This is a genomic window from Rhizobium sp. AN80A, assembly GCF_030053015.1.
GTDB lineage: Bacteria > Pseudomonadota > Alphaproteobacteria > Rhizobiales > Rhizobiaceae > Rhizobium > Rhizobium metallidurans.
Genome location: NZ_JASJPX010000003.1, coordinates 2,366,809 through 2,387,057, shown reverse-complemented (window position 1 = coordinate 2,387,057; position 20,249 = coordinate 2,366,809). Strand labels below are relative to the sequence as shown.

The 20,249-nt window shown below is 60.4% G+C and carries 27 protein-coding genes, 1 tRNA gene, 1 pseudogene and 1 riboswitch; of the genes and pseudogenes, 6 read left to right on the top strand and 23 right to left on the bottom strand.

The genetic code is table 11. The annotated features are described in order from the left end of the window. Window positions 1-16 precede the first annotated feature (16 nt). Window positions 17-700, top strand: coding sequence for a phosphate regulon transcriptional regulator PhoB (gene phoB, locus P3R82_RS23450; RefSeq protein ID WP_018898307.1), 684 nt, complete (start codon window positions 17-19; stop codon window positions 698-700). Between the two features lie 81 nt (window positions 701-781). Here the strand turns inward: phoB and P3R82_RS23445 are convergent, their stop codons facing one another. Then, window positions 782-1,327 (bottom strand): GcrA family cell cycle regulator, encoded by a 546-nt coding sequence (locus P3R82_RS23445; RefSeq protein ID WP_183902738.1) that lies wholly within the window; start codon window positions 1,325-1,327, stop codon window positions 782-784. A gap of 427 nt (window positions 1,328-1,754) precedes the next feature. On the opposite strand from P3R82_RS23445, the gene P3R82_RS23440 reads away from it, so the two are divergent. From P3R82_RS23440 to P3R82_RS23430, 3 genes are all read left to right on the top strand, one after another. Next, the gene (locus P3R82_RS23440; protein ID WP_283195532.1) at window positions 1,755-2,951 is read left to right on the top strand and encodes an aspartate aminotransferase family protein; all 1,197 of its coding nucleotides are present in this window, start codon (window positions 1,755-1,757) and stop codon (window positions 2,949-2,951) included. 20 nt (window positions 2,952-2,971) lie between these two features. Continuing rightward, window positions 2,972-3,916, top strand: coding sequence for an ornithine carbamoyltransferase (gene argF, locus P3R82_RS23435; RefSeq protein ID WP_283195531.1), 945 nt, complete (start codon window positions 2,972-2,974; stop codon window positions 3,914-3,916). Window positions 3,917-4,008: 92 nt separating this feature from the next. After that, the gene (locus P3R82_RS23430; protein ID WP_283195530.1) at window positions 4,009-5,004 is read left to right on the top strand and encodes an Hsp33 family molecular chaperone; all 996 of its coding nucleotides are present in this window, start codon (window positions 4,009-4,011) and stop codon (window positions 5,002-5,004) included. Between the two features lie 18 nt (window positions 5,005-5,022). Here the strand turns inward: P3R82_RS23430 and apaG are convergent, their stop codons facing one another. Next, complete coding sequence (gene apaG / locus P3R82_RS23425) at window positions 5,023-5,415, bottom strand: Co2+/Mg2+ efflux protein ApaG (protein ID WP_183902734.1); 393 nt, start codon at window positions 5,413-5,415, stop codon at window positions 5,023-5,025. Window positions 5,416-5,621: 206 nt separating this feature from the next. Continuing rightward, entirely contained in the window at window positions 5,622-6,806 is a 1,185-nt protein-coding gene (locus tag P3R82_RS23420; RefSeq protein WP_283195529.1) for an O-succinylhomoserine sulfhydrylase, read from the bottom strand. 43 nt (window positions 6,807-6,849) lie between these two features. After that, a riboswitch (SAM riboswitch) is annotated at window positions 6,850-6,928 on the bottom strand. Window positions 6,929-7,001: 73 nt separating this feature from the next. On the opposite strand from P3R82_RS23420, the gene P3R82_RS23415 reads away from it, so the two are divergent. Further along, a complete protein-coding gene (locus P3R82_RS23415) occupies window positions 7,002-8,096 on the top strand; it encodes a 2'-deoxycytidine 5'-triphosphate deaminase (protein WP_283195528.1) in 1,095 nt (364 codons plus the stop codon). A gap of 70 nt (window positions 8,097-8,166) precedes the next feature. Next, a tRNA-Gly gene (locus P3R82_RS23410) sits at window positions 8,167-8,240 on the top strand. A 51-nt stretch (window positions 8,241-8,291) separates the two neighbouring features. Here the strand turns inward: P3R82_RS23410 and P3R82_RS23405 are convergent. The 20 genes and pseudogenes from P3R82_RS23405 to P3R82_RS23310 all read right to left on the bottom strand — a co-directional run bounded on the left by P3R82_RS23405 (window position 8,292) and on the right by P3R82_RS23310 (window position 19,802). Further along, window positions 8,292-9,458 carry a hypothetical protein gene (locus P3R82_RS23405; protein ID WP_283195527.1) on the bottom strand — a complete coding sequence of 389 codons (1,167 nt, stop codon included), beginning with the start codon at window positions 9,456-9,458 and terminating at the stop codon, window positions 8,292-8,294. Then, window positions 9,430-9,645: a hypothetical protein gene (locus P3R82_RS23400; protein WP_283195526.1), complete on the bottom strand. Its 216-nt coding sequence runs from the start codon at window positions 9,643-9,645 to the stop codon at window positions 9,430-9,432. Before P3R82_RS23400 ends, P3R82_RS23405 begins: the two co-directional genes overlap by 29 nt. Further along, window positions 9,642-10,325, bottom strand: coding sequence for a hypothetical protein (locus P3R82_RS23395; protein WP_283195525.1), 684 nt, complete (start codon window positions 10,323-10,325; stop codon window positions 9,642-9,644). The genes P3R82_RS23400 and P3R82_RS23395 overlap by 4 nt, the downstream gene beginning before the upstream one ends. Continuing rightward, on the bottom strand, window positions 10,318-10,500 hold the full coding sequence (locus P3R82_RS23390) for a hypothetical protein (protein ID WP_283195524.1): 183 nt from the start codon (window positions 10,498-10,500) through the stop codon (window positions 10,318-10,320). Before P3R82_RS23390 ends, P3R82_RS23395 begins: the two co-directional genes overlap by 8 nt. Further along, the gene (locus P3R82_RS23385; RefSeq protein WP_283195523.1) at window positions 10,497-10,676 is read right to left on the bottom strand and encodes a hypothetical protein; all 180 of its coding nucleotides are present in this window, start codon (window positions 10,674-10,676) and stop codon (window positions 10,497-10,499) included. The genes P3R82_RS23390 and P3R82_RS23385 overlap by 4 nt, the downstream gene beginning before the upstream one ends. Window positions 10,677-10,718: 42 nt before the next feature. Beyond that, complete coding sequence (locus tag P3R82_RS23380) at window positions 10,719-11,285, bottom strand: DNA N-6-adenine-methyltransferase (protein ID WP_283195522.1); 567 nt, start codon at window positions 11,283-11,285, stop codon at window positions 10,719-10,721. Between the two features lie 280 nt (window positions 11,286-11,565). After that, window positions 11,566-11,991: a hypothetical protein gene (locus P3R82_RS23375; RefSeq protein ID WP_283195521.1), complete on the bottom strand. Its 426-nt coding sequence runs from the start codon at window positions 11,989-11,991 to the stop codon at window positions 11,566-11,568. Beyond that, window positions 11,988-12,164 (bottom strand): annotated as a pseudogene (locus tag P3R82_RS23370) (DfrB family trimethoprim-resistant dihydrofolate reductase); the annotation flags it as partial. The gene P3R82_RS23375 and the pseudogene P3R82_RS23370, both read right to left, overlap by 4 nt. A gap of 1,145 nt (window positions 12,165-13,309) precedes the next feature. Beyond that, window positions 13,310-13,801 (bottom strand): hypothetical protein, encoded by a 492-nt coding sequence (locus P3R82_RS23365; RefSeq protein ID WP_283195520.1) that lies wholly within the window; start codon window positions 13,799-13,801, stop codon window positions 13,310-13,312. After that, window positions 13,798-14,118: a hypothetical protein gene (locus tag P3R82_RS23360; protein ID WP_283195519.1), complete on the bottom strand. Its 321-nt coding sequence runs from the start codon at window positions 14,116-14,118 to the stop codon at window positions 13,798-13,800. The genes P3R82_RS23365 and P3R82_RS23360 overlap by 4 nt, the downstream gene beginning before the upstream one ends. Continuing rightward, entirely contained in the window at window positions 14,115-14,480 is a 366-nt protein-coding gene (locus P3R82_RS23355; RefSeq protein ID WP_283195518.1) for a hypothetical protein, read from the bottom strand. Before P3R82_RS23355 ends, P3R82_RS23360 begins: the two co-directional genes overlap by 4 nt. Further along, a complete protein-coding gene (locus P3R82_RS23350; RefSeq protein ID WP_283195517.1) occupies window positions 14,470-15,027 on the bottom strand; it encodes a hypothetical protein in 558 nt (185 codons plus the stop codon). Before P3R82_RS23350 ends, P3R82_RS23355 begins: the two co-directional genes overlap by 11 nt. Continuing rightward, window positions 15,024-15,551 (bottom strand): hypothetical protein, encoded by a 528-nt coding sequence (locus P3R82_RS23345; protein WP_283195516.1) that lies wholly within the window; start codon window positions 15,549-15,551, stop codon window positions 15,024-15,026. Before P3R82_RS23345 ends, P3R82_RS23350 begins: the two co-directional genes overlap by 4 nt. Window positions 15,552-15,716: 165 nt before the next feature. Then, window positions 15,717-16,106 (bottom strand): DUF1643 domain-containing protein, encoded by a 390-nt coding sequence (locus tag P3R82_RS23340; RefSeq protein ID WP_283195515.1) that lies wholly within the window; start codon window positions 16,104-16,106, stop codon window positions 15,717-15,719. Then, window positions 16,106-17,230 (bottom strand): DNA polymerase III subunit beta, encoded by a 1,125-nt coding sequence (gene dnaN / locus P3R82_RS23335; protein ID WP_283195514.1) that lies wholly within the window; start codon window positions 17,228-17,230, stop codon window positions 16,106-16,108. The genes P3R82_RS23340 and dnaN overlap by 1 nt, the downstream gene beginning before the upstream one ends. Before the next feature lie 197 nt (window positions 17,231-17,427). Beyond that, complete coding sequence (locus P3R82_RS23330; protein ID WP_283195513.1) at window positions 17,428-17,790, bottom strand: hypothetical protein; 363 nt, start codon at window positions 17,788-17,790, stop codon at window positions 17,428-17,430. Between the two features lies 1 nt (window position 17,791). Next, the gene (locus P3R82_RS23325; protein ID WP_283195512.1) at window positions 17,792-18,112 is read right to left on the bottom strand and encodes a hypothetical protein; all 321 of its coding nucleotides are present in this window, start codon (window positions 18,110-18,112) and stop codon (window positions 17,792-17,794) included. 4 nt (window positions 18,113-18,116) lie between these two features. Further along, window positions 18,117-18,293 carry a hypothetical protein gene (locus P3R82_RS23320; protein WP_283195511.1) on the bottom strand — a complete coding sequence of 59 codons (177 nt, stop codon included), beginning with the start codon at window positions 18,291-18,293 and terminating at the stop codon, window positions 18,117-18,119. A gap of 76 nt (window positions 18,294-18,369) precedes the next feature. Further along, complete coding sequence (locus P3R82_RS23315; protein WP_113200896.1) at window positions 18,370-18,561, bottom strand: hypothetical protein; 192 nt, start codon at window positions 18,559-18,561, stop codon at window positions 18,370-18,372. A 554-nt stretch (window positions 18,562-19,115) separates the two neighbouring features. Continuing rightward, a complete protein-coding gene (locus P3R82_RS23310) occupies window positions 19,116-19,802 on the bottom strand; it encodes a S24 family peptidase (protein WP_283195510.1) in 687 nt (228 codons plus the stop codon). Window positions 19,803-20,249: the final 447 nt, after the last annotated feature.

The window sequence follows — 20,249 nt, the reverse complement described above, 5'->3', positions numbered from 1 at the left end:
CAGGAGACCGAGACGAATGATCCCAAGAGTAGCAGTCGTTGAAGACGAAGAAGCACTGAGCGTGCTTCTTCGCTATAACCTTGAGGCCGAAGGCTTTGAAGTCGATACCATCCTTCGCGGTGACGAGGCCGAGATCCGGCTGCAGGAGCGCACGCCCGACCTTTTGATCCTCGACTGGATGCTGCCTGGCGTATCCGGCATCGAACTGTGCCGTCGCTTGCGGATGCGCCCGGAGACGGAGCGCCTGCCGATCATCATGCTGACCGCCCGTGGCGAGGAAAGCGAACGTGTTCGCGGCCTTTCGACCGGCGCCGACGACTACGTCGTCAAGCCGTTCTCGACACCTGAGCTCGTTGCCCGCGTCAAGGCGATGCTGCGTCGCGCCAAGCCGGAAGTTCTGTCCTCGCTGCTGAAGTGCGGCGATATCGAACTCGATCGCGAAACCCACCGCGTCCACCGCAAGAGCCGCGAAGTCCGCCTCGGACCGACCGAATTCCGCCTGCTGGAATTCCTGATGTCGTCGCCGGGCCGCGTCTTCTCGCGCTCGCAGCTGCTCGATGGCGTCTGGGGCCACGACATCTATGTCGACGAACGCACCGTCGACGTGCATGTCGGCCGCCTGCGCAAGGCGCTCAACTTCTCGAACATGCAGGATGTCATCCGCACCGTTCGCGGCGCCGGCTATTCCATGGAAGCGTAAGCGCTTCCAGTTCTCACGATCCAACGAAAAACGGGCCCCGCGAGGGCCCGTTTTCTTGTGTTCCTTATCCGGCTTTCCGGGTCATGCGACCCGGTTGGCTGCCTTGCGGCGCTCGTTGACCGGCTGGTAGGCCATGCGCTGGTGATAGGTGCAGTAGGGCGACGTATCCGGGGACTCGCAGCCGCAGAAGTGGAAATCATCGGTCAGCGGATCGCCGACCGGCCACTTGCACGTGCGCTCGGTCAGTTCCGTGAGACCGAGGCGGCGTGAAATCGGAACGACCACGTTGGCGGACGGACGGAAGCGAACTTCCTCGATCGCATCGATGTCCATCTCTTCCTTGAGCATCGCCGAACCCTGTGGGCGGGCGACGGCACGGGCGGGCGAGATGCGCGCGGAATTGAAGTTGCTGGCGGGGCGTGGCGTGGATGCCGCCGGGCGCTTCGGCGCTCTCGTCGCCGTCGTTGCGCCGCCGGCCTTGGCGCGGCCCGGAAGGTTCAGGCGGTGGACCTTGCCGATGACGGCGTTGCGGCTTACACCGCCAAGTTGTGCCGCAATCTGGCTGGCGCTCAGGCCCTCGGCCCAAAGCTTCTTCAGTCTTTCAACGCGCTCGTCTGTCCAGTTCATGCCCTGTCTCCGCCTTATTAGCGTTGGTGTAGGCAGAATCCTTCACCCATGGCACGGACGTGTCCGGACCAAGAAACGCTTGCTCGATTTTGGTGACTAGTTCCGCCGCATGCAGTCTAGTAATTGAGTTTTAACCTAGAGTGAGGGCGACTCCGTGACAAGAGTCGGTTGAATCGCGGCGAATCGATTTCTCGGTTTTCCCCAACTTGCTGGATGGTAGAGTCATTTCTGCAACATTAGCTGTTGATAGCTCGCCGGCGCCCCGATGCTTGCTTGACGCATGCGGCAAAAGCTCAGTTTTGTTGACATCGCACTGCGAAAAGACAATAGTGCCCCTCGCCGCCGAAAGGCGGCATTTTTCATTTCCGGGCACCCGCTTTTAGCCGGAGTCCGGGCCAGTGTTGAGCGAATGACAGGAGATCGCGCCATGGCTGAAGCCGCGCCGCTTTATGATACCTACTCTCGTGCCCCGCTGCGGTTCGAGCGAGGAGAGGGCGTGTGGCTGATCACCGAAACCGGCGAGCGATATCTCGATTTCGGCGCGGGCGTTGCCGTGACCTCCGTCGGCCATAGCCACCCGCACGTCGTCGGCGCGCTGAAGGAGCAGGCCGACAAGGTCTGGCATCTGTCCAACATTTACGAGATCGCGGGCCAGGAGCGTTTCGCCAAGCGGCTGACGGATGCAACCTTCGCGGATAAGGTGTTCTTCACCAATTCGGGCGCCGAGGCACTGGAATGCGCGATCAAGACCGCGCGCCGCTACCAGTATTCGAAGGGCCATCCCGAGCGTTTCCACATCATCACCTTCGAGGGCGCCTTCCACGGCCGCACGCTGGCGACCATCGCCGCCGGCGGCCAGGAGAAGTATCTCGAGGGCTTCGGCCCCAAGACGCCCGGTTTCGACCAGGTGCCCTTCGGCGATATCGAAGCCGTTCGCGCCGCCATCACCGATGCCACGGCCGGCATCCTGATCGAGCCGGTGCAGGGCGAGGGCGGTATCCGCCCGGCGACCACCGAGTTCATGAAGGCGCTGCGCCAGCTCTGCGACGAAAAGGGCCTGCTTCTGATCCTCGACGAGGTTCAAACCGGCGTCGGCCGCACCGGAAAGCTCTTCGCGCATGAATGGTCCGGCGTGACGCCCGATCTCATGGCCGTCGCCAAGGGCATCGGCGGCGGTTTCCCGCTCGGCGCCTGCCTTGCGACGGCGGAAGCCGCATCGGGCATGAAGGCTGGCACGCACGGGTCGACCTATGGCGGCAACCCGCTCGCCATGGCCGTCGGCAACGCGGTGCTCGACGTGGTCCTCGAAGAGGGCTTCCTGCAGCACGTCAACGACGTCGCGCTGGTCTTCCGTCAGGGGCTTGCATCGCTGAAGGATCGTTTCCCCGATGTGATCGAGGATATCCGCGGCGAAGGCCTGATGCTCGGCGTCAAGGCGGCCGTTCCGTCGGCCGAGCTCCTGCAGGCCATCCGTGCTTCGAACCTGCTAGCCATTCCGGCCGGCGACAATGTCATCCGTTTGCTGCCCCCGCTCGTCGTCACGGCCGACGAAGCCCGCGAAGGCCTTGCGCGTCTCGAGCGTGCCGCCGAGAGCGTGCGCGCCAAGGCGAAGAAGACGGCTTGAATGATTGATGACCCGGCCGGATGGCGGGCGTAACAGGTATAGACAGATGGCTTCCCCCGAAACACTTCCTCGATCTCTCCGCGGTAACGTCTTCCGACCTCAGGGTCATCATGGACGATGCCAAGACCCGCAAGCAGGCCTTCAAGGCCGGCAAGGGCGACAAGCCGCTTGCAGGCAAGATGCTGGCGATGATCTTCGAAAAGCCCTCGACCCGCACGCGCGTCTCCTTCGACGTCGGCATGCGCCAGCTCGGCGGCGAAACGCTGTTCCTTTCGGGCACCGAAATGCAGCTCGGCCGCGCAGAGACCATCGGCGATACCGCCAAGGTGCTCTCGCGCTATGTCGATGCGATCATGATCCGCACCACCGACCATGCGCGCATGCTGGAGCTCGCCGAACACGCGACGGTTCCCGTCATCAACGCGCTGACGGATGACACGCACCCCTGCCAGATCATGGCCGACATCATGACCTTCGAGGAGCATCGCGGCCCCATCAAGGGCAAGACGGTCGCCTGGATGGGCGACGGCAACAACGTGCTGCATTCGCTGGTCGAAGGGGCTGCCCGGTTCGGCTATCGCATGAACATGGCGGTACCCCTTGGTTCCGAGCCGAAGGATCACTATCTGAACTGGGCCCGCAATGAGGGCGCCGAAATCATGCTTGGTCATGATGCAGACCGTGCGGTCGCCGGCGCCGATTGCGTGGTGACCGATACCTGGGTCTCCATGAATCAGGAACATCGGGCCCGGGGTCACAACATCTTCCAGCCTTATCAGGTCAATTCGGCTTTGATGGCACAGGCCGACAAGGATGCATTGTTCATGCATTGCCTGCCGGCCCATCGTGGTGAGGAAGTCACGGACGAGGTGATCGACGGCCCGCAATCCGTGGTCTTCGATGAAGCGGAAAACCGTCTTCATGCGCAGAAGTCGATTCTTGCTTGGTGCCTGGGCGCGATCTGAACCATACTGGAGGCCACATCGGGCCGGACAGGCCTGTGGCCGCGCTGGCGGATGGACGGGCTCGTCCGTTGCCCTCAGACTAGGAGAAGACCATGGCAGAAGCTGCAGCCGCCCTCGGCGAATTCGATTTCGCCGGCGATGATCATGTCGTTCCGTTTCAGGTGGAAGGCCTGGATGTGCGCGGTCGCGCCGTCCAGCTCGGCCCGATGCTGGATGCGATCCTCGAACGCCACAACTATCCCGCACCCGTTGCCCGCCTGCTGGCCGAGGTCATCGCGCTGACGGTGCTGCTTGGCACATCGCTGAAGTTCGAAGGCAAGTTCACCGTGCAGACCAAGAGCGACGGTCCGGTCGATCTGCTTGTCGCCGATTTCACGACGCCCGAGAACGTGCGTGCCTACGCCCGCTTCGACCAGACGCTGCTGGACGAGGCGGTTGCCGCCGGCAGAATTGAGCCCGAGCAGCTGCTCGGCAAGGGCATGCTGGCGTTTACCATCGACCAGGGCAAGTTCAGCCAGCCTTACCAGGGCATCGTGGCACTTGACGGCGCCACGCTGGAAGACATTGCCGGCACCTACTTCCGCCAGTCCGAGCAGATCCCGACGCGCGTGCGCCTGGCCGCCGCCGAGCTGCTCGACCGCGACGAGCAAGGCAAGCCGCGTCATCGCTGGCGGGCAGGGGGCCTCGTTGCCCAGTTCCTGCCGGAAGCGCCCGAGCGCATGCGCCAGGCCGACCTGCACGGCGGCGACGGCGATGAAGGCACCGTCAAGCATGCGGAAGACGATGCCTGGGCCGAAGCGCGTTCGCTGGTGGAAACCATCCACGCAGATGAGCTGACGGATCCGCAGGTCGGCGTCGAGCGCCTGCTGTTCCGGCTGTTCCACGAGCGCGGCGTGCGCGTTTACGAGCCGCGCGAAGTGTTCGACCGCTGCTCCTGCTCACGCGAGAAGATCAAGGGCGTGCTCAAGGGCTTCTCTGCCGAGGAAATCGAGGCGAGCCAGGAAGAGGGCAAGATCGCGGTGACCTGCGAGTTCTGCTCGACGACCTATCGCTTCGAAGCGGAAGAGCTCGCGCAGGCGGCGGAGTGATCGGTTAGCGAAGGGTGATCAGTTCAGCACTCTGAGCAGGCCAGGTGAATCAAGCGAGAAGGCGGGAATTTCCACCTGGAAAATCTCGCCTTCGTCGGTTTGCATCTGGTAGTGGCCGAACATCAGGCCCGAGGGCGTATCGAGCGGGCAGCCCGACGAGTATTCGTATGTGTCACCTGGGCTGAGTGTCGGCTGCTCGCCGACCACGCCGGCGCCGCTCACTTCATCGACGACGCCGTTCTGGTCCGTTATGTTCCAGTAGCGATTGACGAGGCGTACCGTGAGGTCCGAATTGTTGCTGATAACGATGCGGTAGCCCCACACATAGCGATCGTCGTCCGGGTCGGATTGCTCCTCCAGGTAAAAGGGCTCGACCACCACTTCAATATCTCGTGTCAGGGCGCGGTACATGCCTACACCATAATAAGAATACCTTACTGGTATCTTATAAGAGGTGCTGCAGGTCAATAAACCAGGCCGGAATCCGCAATCAATTGGCTGTAAGCGCGAAAAATTCGCGCGTTAAGACTAATACCATACCAGTCTGGCGCGAGTGAATTTCCAATATGCGCGTTTAAATCCGGCCGGGCCACATCGACCCGGCCGGCTATTCTTGATCAGGCCTTGATCTTCGACAGCGCCTGCGCGAAATCCTCGATCAGGTCGTCGGTATCCTCGATGCCGGCCGACAGGCGCACGGTGCCCGGAGAGATGCCGAGTTCGGCGCGCGCCTCGTCCGTCAAGTTCTTGTGCGTGGTCGTCGCCGGATGGGTGATCAGGCTCTTGGCATCGCCGAGATTGTTGGAGATCTTGACGATATCGAGCGCATTCTGCAGCGCGAACGCCGCTTCCTTGCCGCCCTTGAGCTCGATCGCCACCAGCGTCGAGCCGCCCTTCATCTGGCTGGCGACAATATCGGCCTGCGGATGGTCCTTGCGGCCGGGGTAGATCACCTTGGCCACCTGCTTCTGCTCGGCGAGGAAGTCGGCGATCTTGCCGGCATTTTCCGTCTGCTGCTTGACGCGCAGCGGCAGCGTCTCGAGACCCTTCAGAAGCGTCCAGGCCGTGAACGGCGACATGGCCGGACCGGTGTGGCGGTAGTAGTCTTGCAGATGCTCGGTCACCCATTCGCGATCAGACAGGATCACGCCGCCGAGGCTGCGGCCCTGGCCGTCGATATGCTTGGTGGCGGAGTAGACGACGATATGGGCGCCGAGTTCCAGCGGCTTCTGGAAGATCGGCGTCGCGAAGACGTTGTCGACCACGACCTTTGCGCCGACCTGGTTGGCAAGCTTGGCGACGCCCGCGATATCGACCACTTCGAGCGTCGGGTTGGTCGGGCTTTCGAGGAAGAACACCTTGGTATTGGGGCGGATCGCCTTTTCCCAGTTCTCCAGGTGGCGGCCATCGACCAGCGTGCATTCGATGCCGTATTTCGGCGCCAGCGTCTCGACCACCCAGCGGCAGGAACCGAACAGCGCGCGGGCGGCCACGATATGATCGCCGGCCTTCACCTGGCAGAGGATGGCGGCGGCGACGGCTGCCATGCCCGATGCGGTGGCGCGGGCTTCTTCCGCGCCTTCCATCGCGCACATGCGCTTTTCGAACATGTCGTTGGTCGGGCTGCCGTAGCGGGCGTAGATATAGCCTTCGGTCTCGCCCTTGAAGCGCGCCTCGGCGGCTTCCGCGCTGTCGTAGACGAAGCCTTGCGTCAGATAGATCGCCTCTGAGGTCTCGCTGTACTGCGAGCGCAGCGTTCCGCCATGAACCAGTTGAGTTGCCGGGCGCCAGGTCTTGCTCATGAATCACCACTTTCAAACACAAAAAAACCGGCCGCGAATGCAGACCGGTTTCAACCCGGTCTATTTAGCCACTTGTTTAACGTGGCTGCAAGCCGACCGGCCAAATCACCACGGGATAAAGCTGCAATACTGCCGTTGCGTGCTTGCGTCAATTCCTCGATTTTGGTTTTGTCTGCGGCAAATTATGGATGGGGCATGATGGCTCGCGAAACAGGAATATTGGCAGACCGCGCGATCGCGGCGTTATTCGAGACCGGACGGCTCGTCGCCGAGCGCGAACTCGACAGCGACCAGGTCCAGCCGGCGAGCCTCGATCTCCGCCTCGGCGCCAAGGCGTTTCGCGTCCGCGCCAGCTTCATGCCCGGTCCCACCAGTCTCGTCTCCGACAAGCTCGACCGGTTGAAGCTGCATGTCGTCGATCTCACGGAGGGCGCGGTTCTCGAAACCGGCTGCGTCTACATCGTTCCCTTGATGGAGCGCCTCGATCTGCCGGCCGACATGTCGGCCTCGGCCAATCCGAAAAGCTCGACCGGTCGCCTCGATATCTTCACCCGCGTCATCACCGATTACGCGCAGGAGTTCGACAAGATCCCGGCCGGCTATTCCGGCCCGCTCTATCTCGAAATCTCGCCGCGCACCTTCCCGATCGTCGTGCGTCGCGGCTCGCGCCTGTCGCAGATCCGCTTCCGCATCGGCCAGTCGCTGCTCGGCGAGCCGGAACTGCTGGCGCTGCACGATGCCGAGACGCTGGTCGCAAGCACAAAGCCGAATGTCTCGGGCGGCGGCATCGCGCTGTCGATCGATCTCGCCGGCGACAAGGACGGCCTGATCGGCTATCGCGGCAAGCATCACACGGCCGTCGTCGACGTCGACAAGAAGGCACAGCACGACATCTTCGATTTCTGGGAGCCGATCTACAGCCGTGGTCGTAACGAACTGATCCTCGATCCCGACGAATTCTACATCCTCGTCTCGCGCGAGGCGGTCCACGTGCCGCCGCATTACGCCGCCGAGATGACGCCCTTCGATCCGCTGGTCGGCGAATTCCGCGTCCATTACGCCGGCTTCTTCGACCCCGGCTTCGGCCACGCCCCCGCCGGCGGCCGAGGCAGCCGCGCCGTCCTCGAAGTCCGCAGCCACGAGGTCCCCTTCATTCTCGAAGACGGCCAGATCGTCGGCCGCCTGGTCTACGAGCACATGCAGGAACACCCCGAAAGCCTCTACGGCACCGGCCTCGGCTCCAACTACCAGGCGCAGGGCCTCAAGCTCTCCAAGCACTTCCGGATCTGAGCCACATCACCGGCAAGTGCTTCAAGGCCGCTTGACAGCGATCATCATCTGTTGGAAATCTGCGCGTAACGCGGGTGTAGCTCAATGGTAGAGCAGCAGCTTCCCAAGCTGACGACGAGGGTTCGATCCCCTTCACCCGCTCCAGCAAATTCAATAACTTAAGTATAACGGCGTTTCACTCGTTTCACTGCCGTGTCACTTGCGCTTAGCGTTACGTGCTTCGGCAATCTTGCGGCTGGTCTCAAGACCGTCGCCGCGACTGTACTTTTTTGTCATCTTCGTCGTCGTGTGGGTAGCTAGATCGCTGGCCATTTCGATAGAGCCCGTTGCTTCCACCGTCTCCGAAACGGCGCCAGCACGGGTATCCATTGACCAGACATTGTCTGGCACGCCAGCCGCATCGCGAACCGCTCTAAACTTGGTCGCGTAGCGGTTTTCCCAGTAGGGCTTGCCGTAATCCTCATCGATCACGAGCGGGCCGATATCGGGTAGCGAGTAGGCCTTTAGAGCCTCGACCACCAACGGGTAGCTTTTCAGGTCGCGCGCCACTGGCGCTCCCGTCTTGCTCGTCTTGATGGACAGGATCATATCTCGCGACAAGTCGCGCGGCGCCGTTAGACCAGCCCATTTGAATGGACCACCTTCTTCCGATGGCGCCCATTCGCCGATCACGTCGATGCGTCGCAGCGCGGTCTCGAACTTGACCGCCTCGACGAACCCGATGGACGGGCATTTGAGCTCCGCGCTCTTCTTCACGATTGCCAAGCACTGCTCGTAGGTCATGAACACGTCGCGCGGCGCCGGCTGCTCAAATCGCATGTCAGCCAGGATTGCCCTAGCGTCCTTGCATCCTCGCAATCTCTCGCCAGCACCATATGACAGGATCAACCGGAGAAGCTTGATTGCGCCGGTTGCTCGGCGGTGCTTTCCCTTCTTTCTCCACCCATTGAACCATCTGGTGAAGTCAGACGCCCTGAGAGCGTTGATATCACGATCGCCCACGTTCTTTTCGAGGATGCGCAAGCTCGGTTCATAGTCCCTGATCCGGGTCGAGTGCTTCACCCCGTGCAAGGTGCTCGTCTTGTCATGACGGTAGCACTTGATGAGCGAGGAGATCGTGCCGTCGAACGTTGGCGCGTTACCGGAATTGCGGACCTCGGGCCGGAGCTGCTTCGTCAGCCTCTGGCATTCGGCGCTTATCTGCTCCTCGGTGAAGTCATCAGGCAGGCGGATGATCGAAAGAGCGCTCGACGCGCCTTTCACCGCTCGCTGCGGGTTCCAGTAATGGACGCGGGTTCCGTCCTTTTTAGCCCGGTACTGGTAACCGGGCCTGTCATTCCTCATCCCAATTTTCCTTTCCATCGGGGGCGTAATTGCCCGATGGCAAGATGCCCAGCGGATTGCCCTCTTCGTCAACCGGATTCTGTTGATCCGATGGGATGATGGTTACAATCAGGGTTTTCATGTCGATCTGGACGAATGCTTTCGCCCGGCCGGCCGCTTTAACGACTCGTTCCATGTCTGATTGACGGAAGGCTACGCGACTCATGAAGCCCCCTTCCGAGTGGTTGCGGCGTAAGCTTCGAAAGCTTCCCGGTCACCGTTGCAACAGGTATAGCCAGCTACAGGCGGGCCTATCCGGTGATAATCTTCAAGGCGAAAGTGCGCTGGGCCAATCTTCATTCCGGGAAAACGGAAGGCGACGATGACTTGGCGGCGATGCCAAAAGTCCGAGCGATCGGCTCGCATCACATAGGCGTGATGGCCTCTGAACTCGGGTTCCTCGTCGGCAAAGGCCACATCCGGGAACCTGGCTCGGACGATCGCCTTGAAATCCTCGATCGCTGCTGTCTCTTCGCGCTTGCGGCGCGCATCGCTCTTGATCCGGCGCCACTTGCAGCGGGCGCAGCAATAGACGGCGCCATGCATTGAGCCCACGACGCCTGAGACTGGCAAACGATGCTCGTCTTCAAGATACTGGTCAATTGTGATGCCGCAACCGTGGCACTCAAAACGCCAGCCGTGGTCAACAGCAACCTTTGCCGGGACGCCTTTCCCGACGAACACGTCCGCCCATGGTGCACGGCGGCACTGAACATAGGATAGCTCGCCATCTCCATATTCGTTCGCGCCGGCCTTGGCGGCAACGATGGAGTGTTTCGCGAAGTAGACGTCGCCGGTGTACTCGTCCTTCTCAAGAACGGCGTATGCTTTGAGGGCATTAGCCATCGCTTGCCTCCCTCGAAGCGGGCGCTGGGGCCTTGGCTTCTTCGAAGGTTACCTCTGGAACGTCTTGCCAGACCTCGCCGCCTGAGGGTCGGACGAAGCGCTGTTGCAGGATGCGCTCGCCGTCATAGTCGCGGAGCCAACGGAATGAGCAGGTGGGGATCAGGGTCTGTCTCATGCTGCCTCTCCAATTTTTCGGGGTTGGACGGTGATGCCAAGACCTGCAACAACGGCGCGGGAAAGCGCGTCAATGCCTGCCTGACCAAGCGCCATCAACACCGTGCCGGTCCCAGGCTGTTCTCCAATGCTGCCATCTGGGCGCTGGCTTTGCGAGTTTTGAGGTTGAAGTGGCATTTGTCCGCTCCGGGTTCTCTTCGTCTTTTGAGGTTGACGGGTTCATTTTTCATTCCCTTGCTCCAACGGTAGTCCGCCCGATCCGAGTAGTGGATCAAAGCTCGGAGCGGATCGGGCGGACGGGCTGTGTTTCACTGGCTGACCCAATATGCCGAGGCCGCGCTCGTGGGCTCGATTGAGGGCAATGAGCGCACGAGAACCGACGCCGAAAAGGGCCGTCCCGTTAGAAGGCGATTTGCCGATAGTTCCATCTGGGCGGTGGAACCTTAGCTTTGGAGTGAAGAGGACCGCGTCTGCCTTCGACCAGGCATCGCGGAACCAAGGTGTGCTCGTCCTGTCGGGGACGAGAGCAATGCCGTTACCGTGCTCGAAAAACTTGTCGAGCCAAGGCGCAAGACCGTTCCGCCCACCGAACGGCGGGTTCATCCACGCAAAGCCATACCAGCCGCGCTGGAGGCTGTTTTCGGTGATGAACTTCTTGGCCGGAACGAACGTGTCGCAGTCCTTCGGGTGTGCAACGTCAACATCGAAGTCGCATCCCAGTGCGTCGAACACATGCTTTGGAGTGTACCACTCGTCCGACTTCCCTAGAGTGTCCCAGTAGCTCATGCCGCCTCTCCGAATAGGTCTGGCTGCGATGTGACCCGCTTCCAATCACCGTCATCGTCGAGGTAGCAATCGCCCCCTGGGAAATTGTCCCACCCGTGGGACCACCCATGCTCCCAACGATTGAGATGCAGGTTCGCATGCAATCCATCGAACATTAGTACCTCTGCAATTATCTGATTTTTGCTTTTGAATGAGGAGGTTACGATCCGAGTAAAGGACAGTGGCGCTCCCTCTGGGAGGCATGCCGTCATGGTTTCCATGATGATGGTGGACGCCTTGTTCATGCCGCGACCCTTAGTTGACTGGTAACCAGAGCCCGGTAAGGTCCGCAGCCATGACGGGGATGGGCTTTGCTGGGTTTGATCTTCTTCGGTTGGACGGGTTCACCACCGTCAGCTACGAACGTTGTCCTCACCGCCTTCGCCGGCTCCATCAGTCCAGCGCTGTGAGCGATCCAGACAGCCTCGCCAACGGGTGCGCTGTTGATCGGTCGCCAGCCCACCGAAAGCTCAGCGGGTGCTTGGTAGTTACCTATAACCTGCTCGGCAGGATTATAGTTTGAGGCCGGTTTGCTATAATCAGCCACTGGCCTGTAGCCGTCAGTAGCGGTTTGTAGCGGCTCCATGGCCGCTACTGCCGCGATAGTCTCTGCCGGCACACCGGTCACGCGATTGCAGTGCTGGCACACGGTTTTCATGATGGTCATGGCTGTTCCTCCAGCTTGGCGAGGGCAGCCTCGGGGTAGATCTGAACCGATCCGGGCTCTCGCTCGCTCTCGACGGCATAGCCAATCGGTGTCAGATCGGTGCTGTAGAAGCCGACGATGCGACCCTGCCAGGATGAGCCCTTTGTCTTGCGGACGCGAGCGCCAAGGCCGAACTTGCCGCCCATCGAAAGCTCTGCGGGTGCTGGGCTTGTCTCTCCAATTTCGCCATTTTTGGGAGGCAACGGGTTTTGAGTGTCGGCGGTGGCGGTCAAAGCCGCGGGTGCGGGTGAGTTCGCAGCGACCGCGTCACATGCCTGGTCGAAATCGGAGAACGCTCCCCATACCCGGCGCTCAAACTCACGTCCGCCTCCCTGGACTTCGCCGCGCTGAACAGCGTTGGCGTAATTCATTAGCCTTGTTCGGGCCATCTTTCCGGACTCGATAAGATCGGAACTCCCCACCGAAACAGGTTCAGGAGCGCCGCCGTCACGACGATAAAGGCCGTGGTACTCGTACTCGCTGTTGATGGCCGCCTGCTCAGAACGAGTGAGATACGTTCCTTCTTCCGTGTCCAAAATTTCGAACGCGACAGGACGCTTTTCGAGCTTCTCGCCCGCCACCAATTTAGGAAGGGGCGGTGGGGCGCCGATACCATCACGAATACGAAGCTCGTAGTCATGTTGCGCCGCTTCCTTGGCCGCTTCTGGTGTCGGCAAGCGCTCCCGGTATGGCAGGTAGCCTGCCATGCAGAGCGCGGCCCACCACCCGCCACCGTTGGTGGCCGGATAAACATCGTAGATAATCGGGCCGCAGCCGCGATAACCTTCGCCGTGGGCTTCCCAGCGCAAGAGGTTCACCACCACCTCATGTTGAGGCACTGGGGTTCGCTGTCCGGTGACCTTAAATGGCACCTCGACCGGATCATCACTCACCGGGGCGTAAGCAAAGACCTTGCCCGTCCAGTAAGCCAACGCGGTTTGCCCACCGTCACCGCAAACTTCGCGAACGATGAAACGTTGGTCTCCGATCGGCATATCCTTCCACGGGCGCCAGGTGTTCTCATTATGAGTTAGCGCTGGGGGCGCGACCTTGCGGCAATCGATCGGCTTGAACTCATCCGTGATGTAGCCGTCGTGCAGAAGCGTGATGCATGGCGTCAGGACGCTGGAGCCGTAGATACGCCGCATCTCGATACCTATGATGACGCCTTCGAACCTGTCGTTGACGTCGCTGGCATCGACAATCACTTCATCGCCGATCTGGAAACGGTTGAGATCGGGAATGTCGATGATCTTGTTCTCGGCGGTGATTTTGAGGGTCATGCTGATTTCCTCTCAGCGAGCATGTCTTTGGCGGCGGCGAAAATGAGGGAGACAGTGGACAGGTCGCGAGAAAGCGCCCCGCCGAACGGCAGATCGTCCTCCTCCATCTTGTCCCAGTCAGTGAAGTGATCGCGGACGATGGAGTCGAGCGCTTCCCATGCGGTCTCTTCTTCCCATTCCGGCTCGTAATAGCCGGACGTGCATCCGACCATCGGCGTTCCCTTGCGCGGATGATGGGGCGGTTCGATTGCAATCCATCTACCCTTCCGCGTTTGAAGCTTGATCCCGCGCGCACTCGTAGCGCCGAAGCGGTTAAACGGCTCATGGGTGGGATGACACTGGCCGCGCTCCCAATGCTTACGGTCGGTGATAAGAAGATGGGTGTAGTTGTCCGAGGGCCGGGCAACAAACATTTCCCGATCCTCTCGCAGCTGCTGCAGCAGTGGCAGCGCCCGTTTGGACAGCTTTTTGAGCGTGCGGAGGTTCACCTTGCGCCCCCAGTCGCGACGCCAAAAAGACGCTCGCCGACGATCGGGTGATCCTCGATGATCCAAGCCCGATCCTCATCCAGATCCTCAGAGCAATGTAGGAACTCCGACGTCTCGTCCCAGCTCAGCTCTCTGAGCTTGCGGATCTCCAGCCAGACCTCGTGGCATTCAAGGTGCTCTCGATAAGTGTTGAAGTCGCCATCTAGCTTCCCGGCGGAGTAACGATGCTTGGTCCCGACCGATATCGGCTTCATGCACTGCTCGCAGAGGTGCTCTTTCCTGCCAATAATCTCCTGTGCGCGATAAAAGTCGGTCATTGGCAACGAGCCTCCTTCGCCCGAAGGTGCGATTTCATTTTCACGTATTCGATGAAGGGCAGGTCGCTGTCGTAATTCAGCCAGTCCTGATAGTTCTGCTGGCTGCGGGTGAGCTTTGGCGGGGCGGGGCTATTCTCGACGACCGCGACCTTGCCGGCCTCGGTGACCCAGAAGCCGTCATCGCCGCCGGCTAACGGATGGTTTCTGCGGACGCCCATGTAACCAGCGTCGACAAGAGCCATGCAGTCGGCATGGTCCATGCTGCCTTCACCCGTCACGAAGTGGTTCCGGAACATCGTCCCTCGTCCGTATTGGTCGAGGCCAAGCGAGTGCTGGAGGATGTGGATCTGCTTAGCGTCCATCGCCGATTGCCTCCGGCTTGGCTGCAATGGCGGCAATGGCATCTGCCTCGCTGTCGAACCACTTGATCTCCGTTTCGTCCGGATCTCCGGCGTCGTCCCACGTGACAGGAACATCTGCTACCCACTTGCGCGGGCCGCGAATAAGGGTTGCGACCTCCATAGGCTCGCTTCGCGTCAATCCGTCGCCGTGGCCGTGCACCTGGTCGCGTTCATCCCAGCTGCTGGTGAATTCCCACTCTTTTGGATCGTAGCAATAATCAGGCTCGGCCCGGCCACCAGGTGGCGTTGCCGTGACCCATACCTGCTTGTCGACGAGATGCCCCGGCAGCTCGTCTTTGATGCCGGCCCATACGGCAGGGCCCATGAAGGTCACGGTGTATGGGCCGTGGAAGACGGCTTCCCGATCAACGGGTGGTGGGGTCTCGTCAAACAAACACGAAAGCGCGGCACGAAAGCTATTGTACGCGGTCTCGTCCTTGCCGTGGTTGAATGCCCGGCTGTTGAACGCTCCCCATGCCTCGTCGATAGTCTTTGGGATCTCAGTCATGCGGACACCTTCATCCAAGCTTCAAATTCGGCGCGCAGATCGAACCAGCGATTGCGGGCCTCGGCGGAATTGTTGAGTTCTGAGCGGCTGTCGACCCGAAGCAGTCCTCGGACGTGAGACTCGACGCGCATGTTGTCGCTGACGTCTGTCGCGCCTGTTCTCTCAAGCAGGAAGCGGCGGAACGCCTGATCGGAGCAGCGCATGGCGCACTCGGCAGCATAGTTCCCCTTGGCGTGCGCCTGGTCCTGCTGCTGGTTCTCGACCGGCTTCCAGCGGCGTATCTCATCGCTCGCGCGCTGGAGCAGCGAGAGAAGGAATCGGATATCGTCGCAGGCGTTCAGAAGCACGTCGCGATCGATGTAGCTGCAATCGGCGGACAGGTCGGCGATTGCAACCGGCTCGGTGCCAGGTACGACGACGGCCATGATCTCCATGCCCATCTTGCCGAGATGCCAGTTCGTGCTGGCGTCCGAAATGCGAGACTTGATCGTTGATAATCTGGCCCTCTCTGTAGCGGACGCCATCAAGCCAACTCCATCGCGCTGCGGAACATGATTGGCTGCTGATCACGCGGGATGCGATTGAGACCGCGCGACATTGGGTGCTTTGGGAAGCCGCCCTTAGTCTTGCCGAGGCAGACGAGGCTCACCGTGTGCTTCTGGGCGCGGGCGATAAACCACTCATCTCGATCACCGAAAGCGCCGTCGTTCCCCCCATGCCGCAAGGATGCGCGTGTTCTGATGGCGCGCAAAAGTGAAGGCGGCTTCGATGAACTCGCCATTCTTCGGGCCGACGATGATGTTTCCGTCCTGCGCCATCATCTCGCGAGGCTGCGATGCGCGAAAGGCATACAGGTTTACGATGAGCAGCCCGCCGTATCCCCATAGCTTCGCGAAATACGTCAGCTCGCGGATGGTGGGGTCATCCTTTTCGGCGTCTGCCGTCGATGGGTTCAGCATGCAAACTACGAGCAGACGCTGGTTAGCGTCCCACACACGGCGCAGCTCGTAGCGATAGCGTGTGCAGTCCGAGATGGTCGCGGCCTTGATGACACCTGGGGAGAGAAGATCTTGCTGCATCACAGCCTCCTCGGCATGAGAACGTACAGCTCGTCGCTTTCGATCGTCGGGCGAAAGATCGCGGGGGATGCTGAAGACGAAAGCCACATCGCGACGTCCTGCGTGGGAATGCTTTGCAGCATGTTGACCAGGTACTTCCCATTGAAGCCGATCTCGATCGCCTCGTCGTCATAGTCTGCCGGCAGATCCTCGTCGGCCTCTTCACCCTCCTGGGTGGCGAGTGAAACCTTCATGGAGCCGGTATCGATGCGTATCCGAACGGTATCCTTGTCGAGATCGTTGGCCACCAAGCAGACGCGGGAGATTGCCGAGCGGAACGTGTCGACGGCGGCGATCGCCCGCTTTTCGTTGGCCTGCGGGATGGTTCGCAGATAGTCGGGATAGACCCCGTCGACGAGCTTTGTCAGAAAGACCAGTCCATCGGCCTCTATCCGCATCATCGCATCGGAGACCAGAAGGCGGGCCTTGGTTTTCTTGTCGCCAAACAACTTCGAGAAAGACTTGATCGCCTTAATTGGCACGATGGATGGCTTGAACTCCCGGACTTCCTGCGCGTCAACTCTAGCAACGGCAAGATTGTGTCCATCGCAGCCGACGACCGCCAGGCCGGTGCCATCCTTATGCGGATGAATGCACACGCCGGACAGATAGAAGCGCGTTTCGTCGTGGCGAACGGCATAGGTCACCTTGCCGATCGCGGCCGCCAGTGGCGCGATGTCGACGTCAAAGCTCACGCCCTTGATCTTGTCCATGAGCGTGGGGAAGTCCTGCTCTGGCAGAGATAGCAGGACGAAGCGCGAGCGGCCCGCCTGAATTCGGACCTGGCCAGCGAACGCGCCAGCCGCGAACTCGATCTCCGCCGTCTCGGGGAGCTTCCTGACGATGTCGCGCAGGTCCGCGCCTGAAAGTGTGATAGCGATGCCTGCGCCGCCGTCGAGCAATTCACATGACGTCTGAACTTCCACGGCCAGATCTGTGGCGCTAAGGCGCAAGACGTCGCCTTCCGGTCGCAACAGGACGTTTCCCAGGATCGGGATCGACGCCCGCGTGTCGACCGCCTCGGAGACCGCGTCAAGCGCCGGCATCAACTGGGTGCGATGTACCTTGAAATAGATGTCAGCCACGGCTTCCGGTCCTTCCGGCGTTCACTCGATCTGCGACGCGCAGCTGGTGAGCGGGTGGCGACAGATCGAAGTCCGCTCCAAATAGATCAAAGACGATGTGCAGGATTTCGAGTTTGGGCTCGCCGTCAGCGATAGCGCGACATAGCCGATCGATGTCCTCTTGACACACGTCCGTCGCAAAGAACTTTCCGCATGCTCTACAGGCTGGCATGTGCGCCTCCCTGCTTGGCGGCTACAGCGGCGACGTAAATCTTCGGCGCCGGCAGAGATAGGCCGCGCAATTCCCAGCCTCGCCCAGCAACGTGAGCGTCACGGGTGAACGTGATGCGATCATCATGAACTGCGAACCCACGTTTCGCGGATGACGGCGCAGGCCTGTTCTGCAGCTCAGCAAGCCGCACGGCGTTGGTACGGCACTCGATGAGGCCGTAACGGATCGCATGAAGCCGCACTGCCTGCGGCCGCACGCGATAGATCTTCGCGATATCGTTGATGCTCTTGCCTGCCTTCATCAAGGCGACGAGCTTTGCCTCGTTTGGAACCTTGCGCTCCCAGCCCATGTCAGTCTCCGTTTTCTGTGAGCCATTGACGGATCGCGCCGAGGATCATCAGATCCCGGTCGGATGCGTTGGCGAGTTCGATTGTTCTGATGGCGACCTGGAAGAGACTTTGCAGCGTCTCCCCATCTACGATGGCTGAGCCGGGTCCGATGTCAGATCCGTGCTTCAGCATGGCGCTCGCCATGATCAGGTCGCGCTGAACGGCGGTAAGCCGGTCGATAGCCTCGAATGCCCGATCAAACTTCTGTTCCAGATCCGGCTTCTCGTCCTCGATCAAGCGCAGTCGTGGCGCGTTCTTTGGTGGAAAGCGGGTGATGTTCATGGCGCTAGACCGCCGCAAACATCGCGGCACGATCAGCTGCGGCAAGCGCGGCGATGGTCGCGCCAACGAGCCAAAGCATCGCGATGGTGGCGATGATCTGAAGCGCCACACGCTCGGTCCGGCGCTTTGCCGCAAGATACCCTTCGTCGACCGTCATTGTTTTGATTGCGATGCGATGCATGGAGGTCTCCTTCCATCCGTTTCGGAGACCGCTTGCTGCGAGGGGTGGCGCGACAAGCGGAAACCGAAATCGGATCTCAGGCGGCGACAGGCATGGCACGCAGCTTCAGCTGCTCGGCCACCCAGCCGGCGTTCCGCGCCTGGCTTTCTTCGCTGATGCCAGCGGCAACCAGCTGCTTGGCGGTCATGGAGCCGCGATCCTCGGCGAGCGACAGCATGAGATCGCGGTCGCGCTTGTCGTCTGCGGTGATCTGGTTCTTGTTTTTCATCTTGCTCTCCGTCTCCCGATGACGCCGCTGCCTGGAGGAAGGCAGCGGCGCGCCATCATGGCGATCCGGGCGGGGAGGAGGATGACCGGACGAGACGACAATAGTAGGATGCATCCCACTTTGCAAGTAGGAAAATAGGATCAATCCCACGCGCAGCGGAGGTTGCAAACCGCGTCGAGAAATTTCCGTTTGAACGCATAGGGTTAGGAAAACTCGCGGAAAACGAATCACTTTTGACTCGACTCCCGTCGCCAGGTTTGCGATTTGATACGTGAACGGAATGAGAACAAAAGGGAGAGCGACGTGCCGAGGTCACCCGTAGATCATCAAGACGCCTTGAGACTCGTCGTTGAAATTTCAGAGCTTTATGTTCAGTGCGATGATTGTGGACACTCTCGCGTCCTGAAGCTGAAAAACCTCAGGGAGGCCGCTTCTCTTGGGGTCCATAATTATATGCAGTTGTGCAGGAAGATCCGGTGTAGCGAATGCCCGAAGGTCCCGCCTGCGCAGCGGAACCTCACTATACGTCCCACCTGGATACACGCGGGGCCGCGCTACATGGTGGCGTGAAATACGATCTTGTGGACTGAAAAGACCTGATCGCTTTCGAAAACGAGTTCGTTCTCCTCGCCCTCGTCCGGATTGTGCTGCCAAAGACGAGTGACTTTGGATGACCGCGATCTGAACTCCTTGATGTAGCTTTCGAGCTGGTGTTCTTCATCCGTCAGCACTTGGACGATAACGTCATCGCCGCTCCGCACGGGCTCATGGGGGTTGATCCACACCGTTTCGCCGGCCTTGAAGCGAGGCTCCATAGATGTTCCAAAAACCCTTACCGCGTAAGCACCTTCGACGCCTTCCAAGGATGGCGGGACGAACAAGCGGCCGACCTCGGCGCCATTGAGAATGAACCTGCCGTTAGGTCCTCCAACCGATTGACCGCGCAGCGGCACGTAGCCGTCACTCGCGAAGCTTTGATAGCGTGGCGGGAAGCTTGCGTTAGGTAACGGCGTGGTCGATGGGCGGGCGACCGGGATGGCTTCTCCGTTTGAGAGTGCCTGAGCGTCTAGCTGCAGCGCCTTGGCTAATCTCACGAGATTATCTGCCTTAACGTCGGTCTTCTTCCCGCGAAGGATATCGTAGATAAAGCCCTTTGAAAGTCCTGCGGCAATAGCAGCTGGTCCGGCCTTTAGCCCCAGCTCATCCACACGATTTCTCACAATTTCCTGCAGTTTTGTCATGACGCCACCATAGGAAATTTCCACCCACCTTGGCGATATGGATATTTCCTATTGAAAAGTGGGATGCATCCCACTATAAACGGGGCATGGAAACACAACTCGTCAGCCATCTTATAGCTCTCTCGGAACGGTTTTCCGCAGCCCGCGATCTGGGCGAGGCAACGATCGGACGCCACTGCGCGTCGGACGGTCGGTTCTTTTCGCGTATCCGCGACGGAAAGACCTTCACGCTTCGAAAGTATGACGAGGTTGTCTTCTGGTTTTCGACGAATTGGCCCGATGATGTCGAGTGGCCGACTGACGTTCCGCGCCCCACTCATCAGGAGGCCGCATGAACCGTGTTTCCCAGTGCGCGCGTTCACCCGTCGCACCAACTGGCGCCGACCGCAGCGGACCTTCAGCGCTCGGCGCCCCTTCTTCTTCGAATGCAGTTCAGTCTTTCGCTCA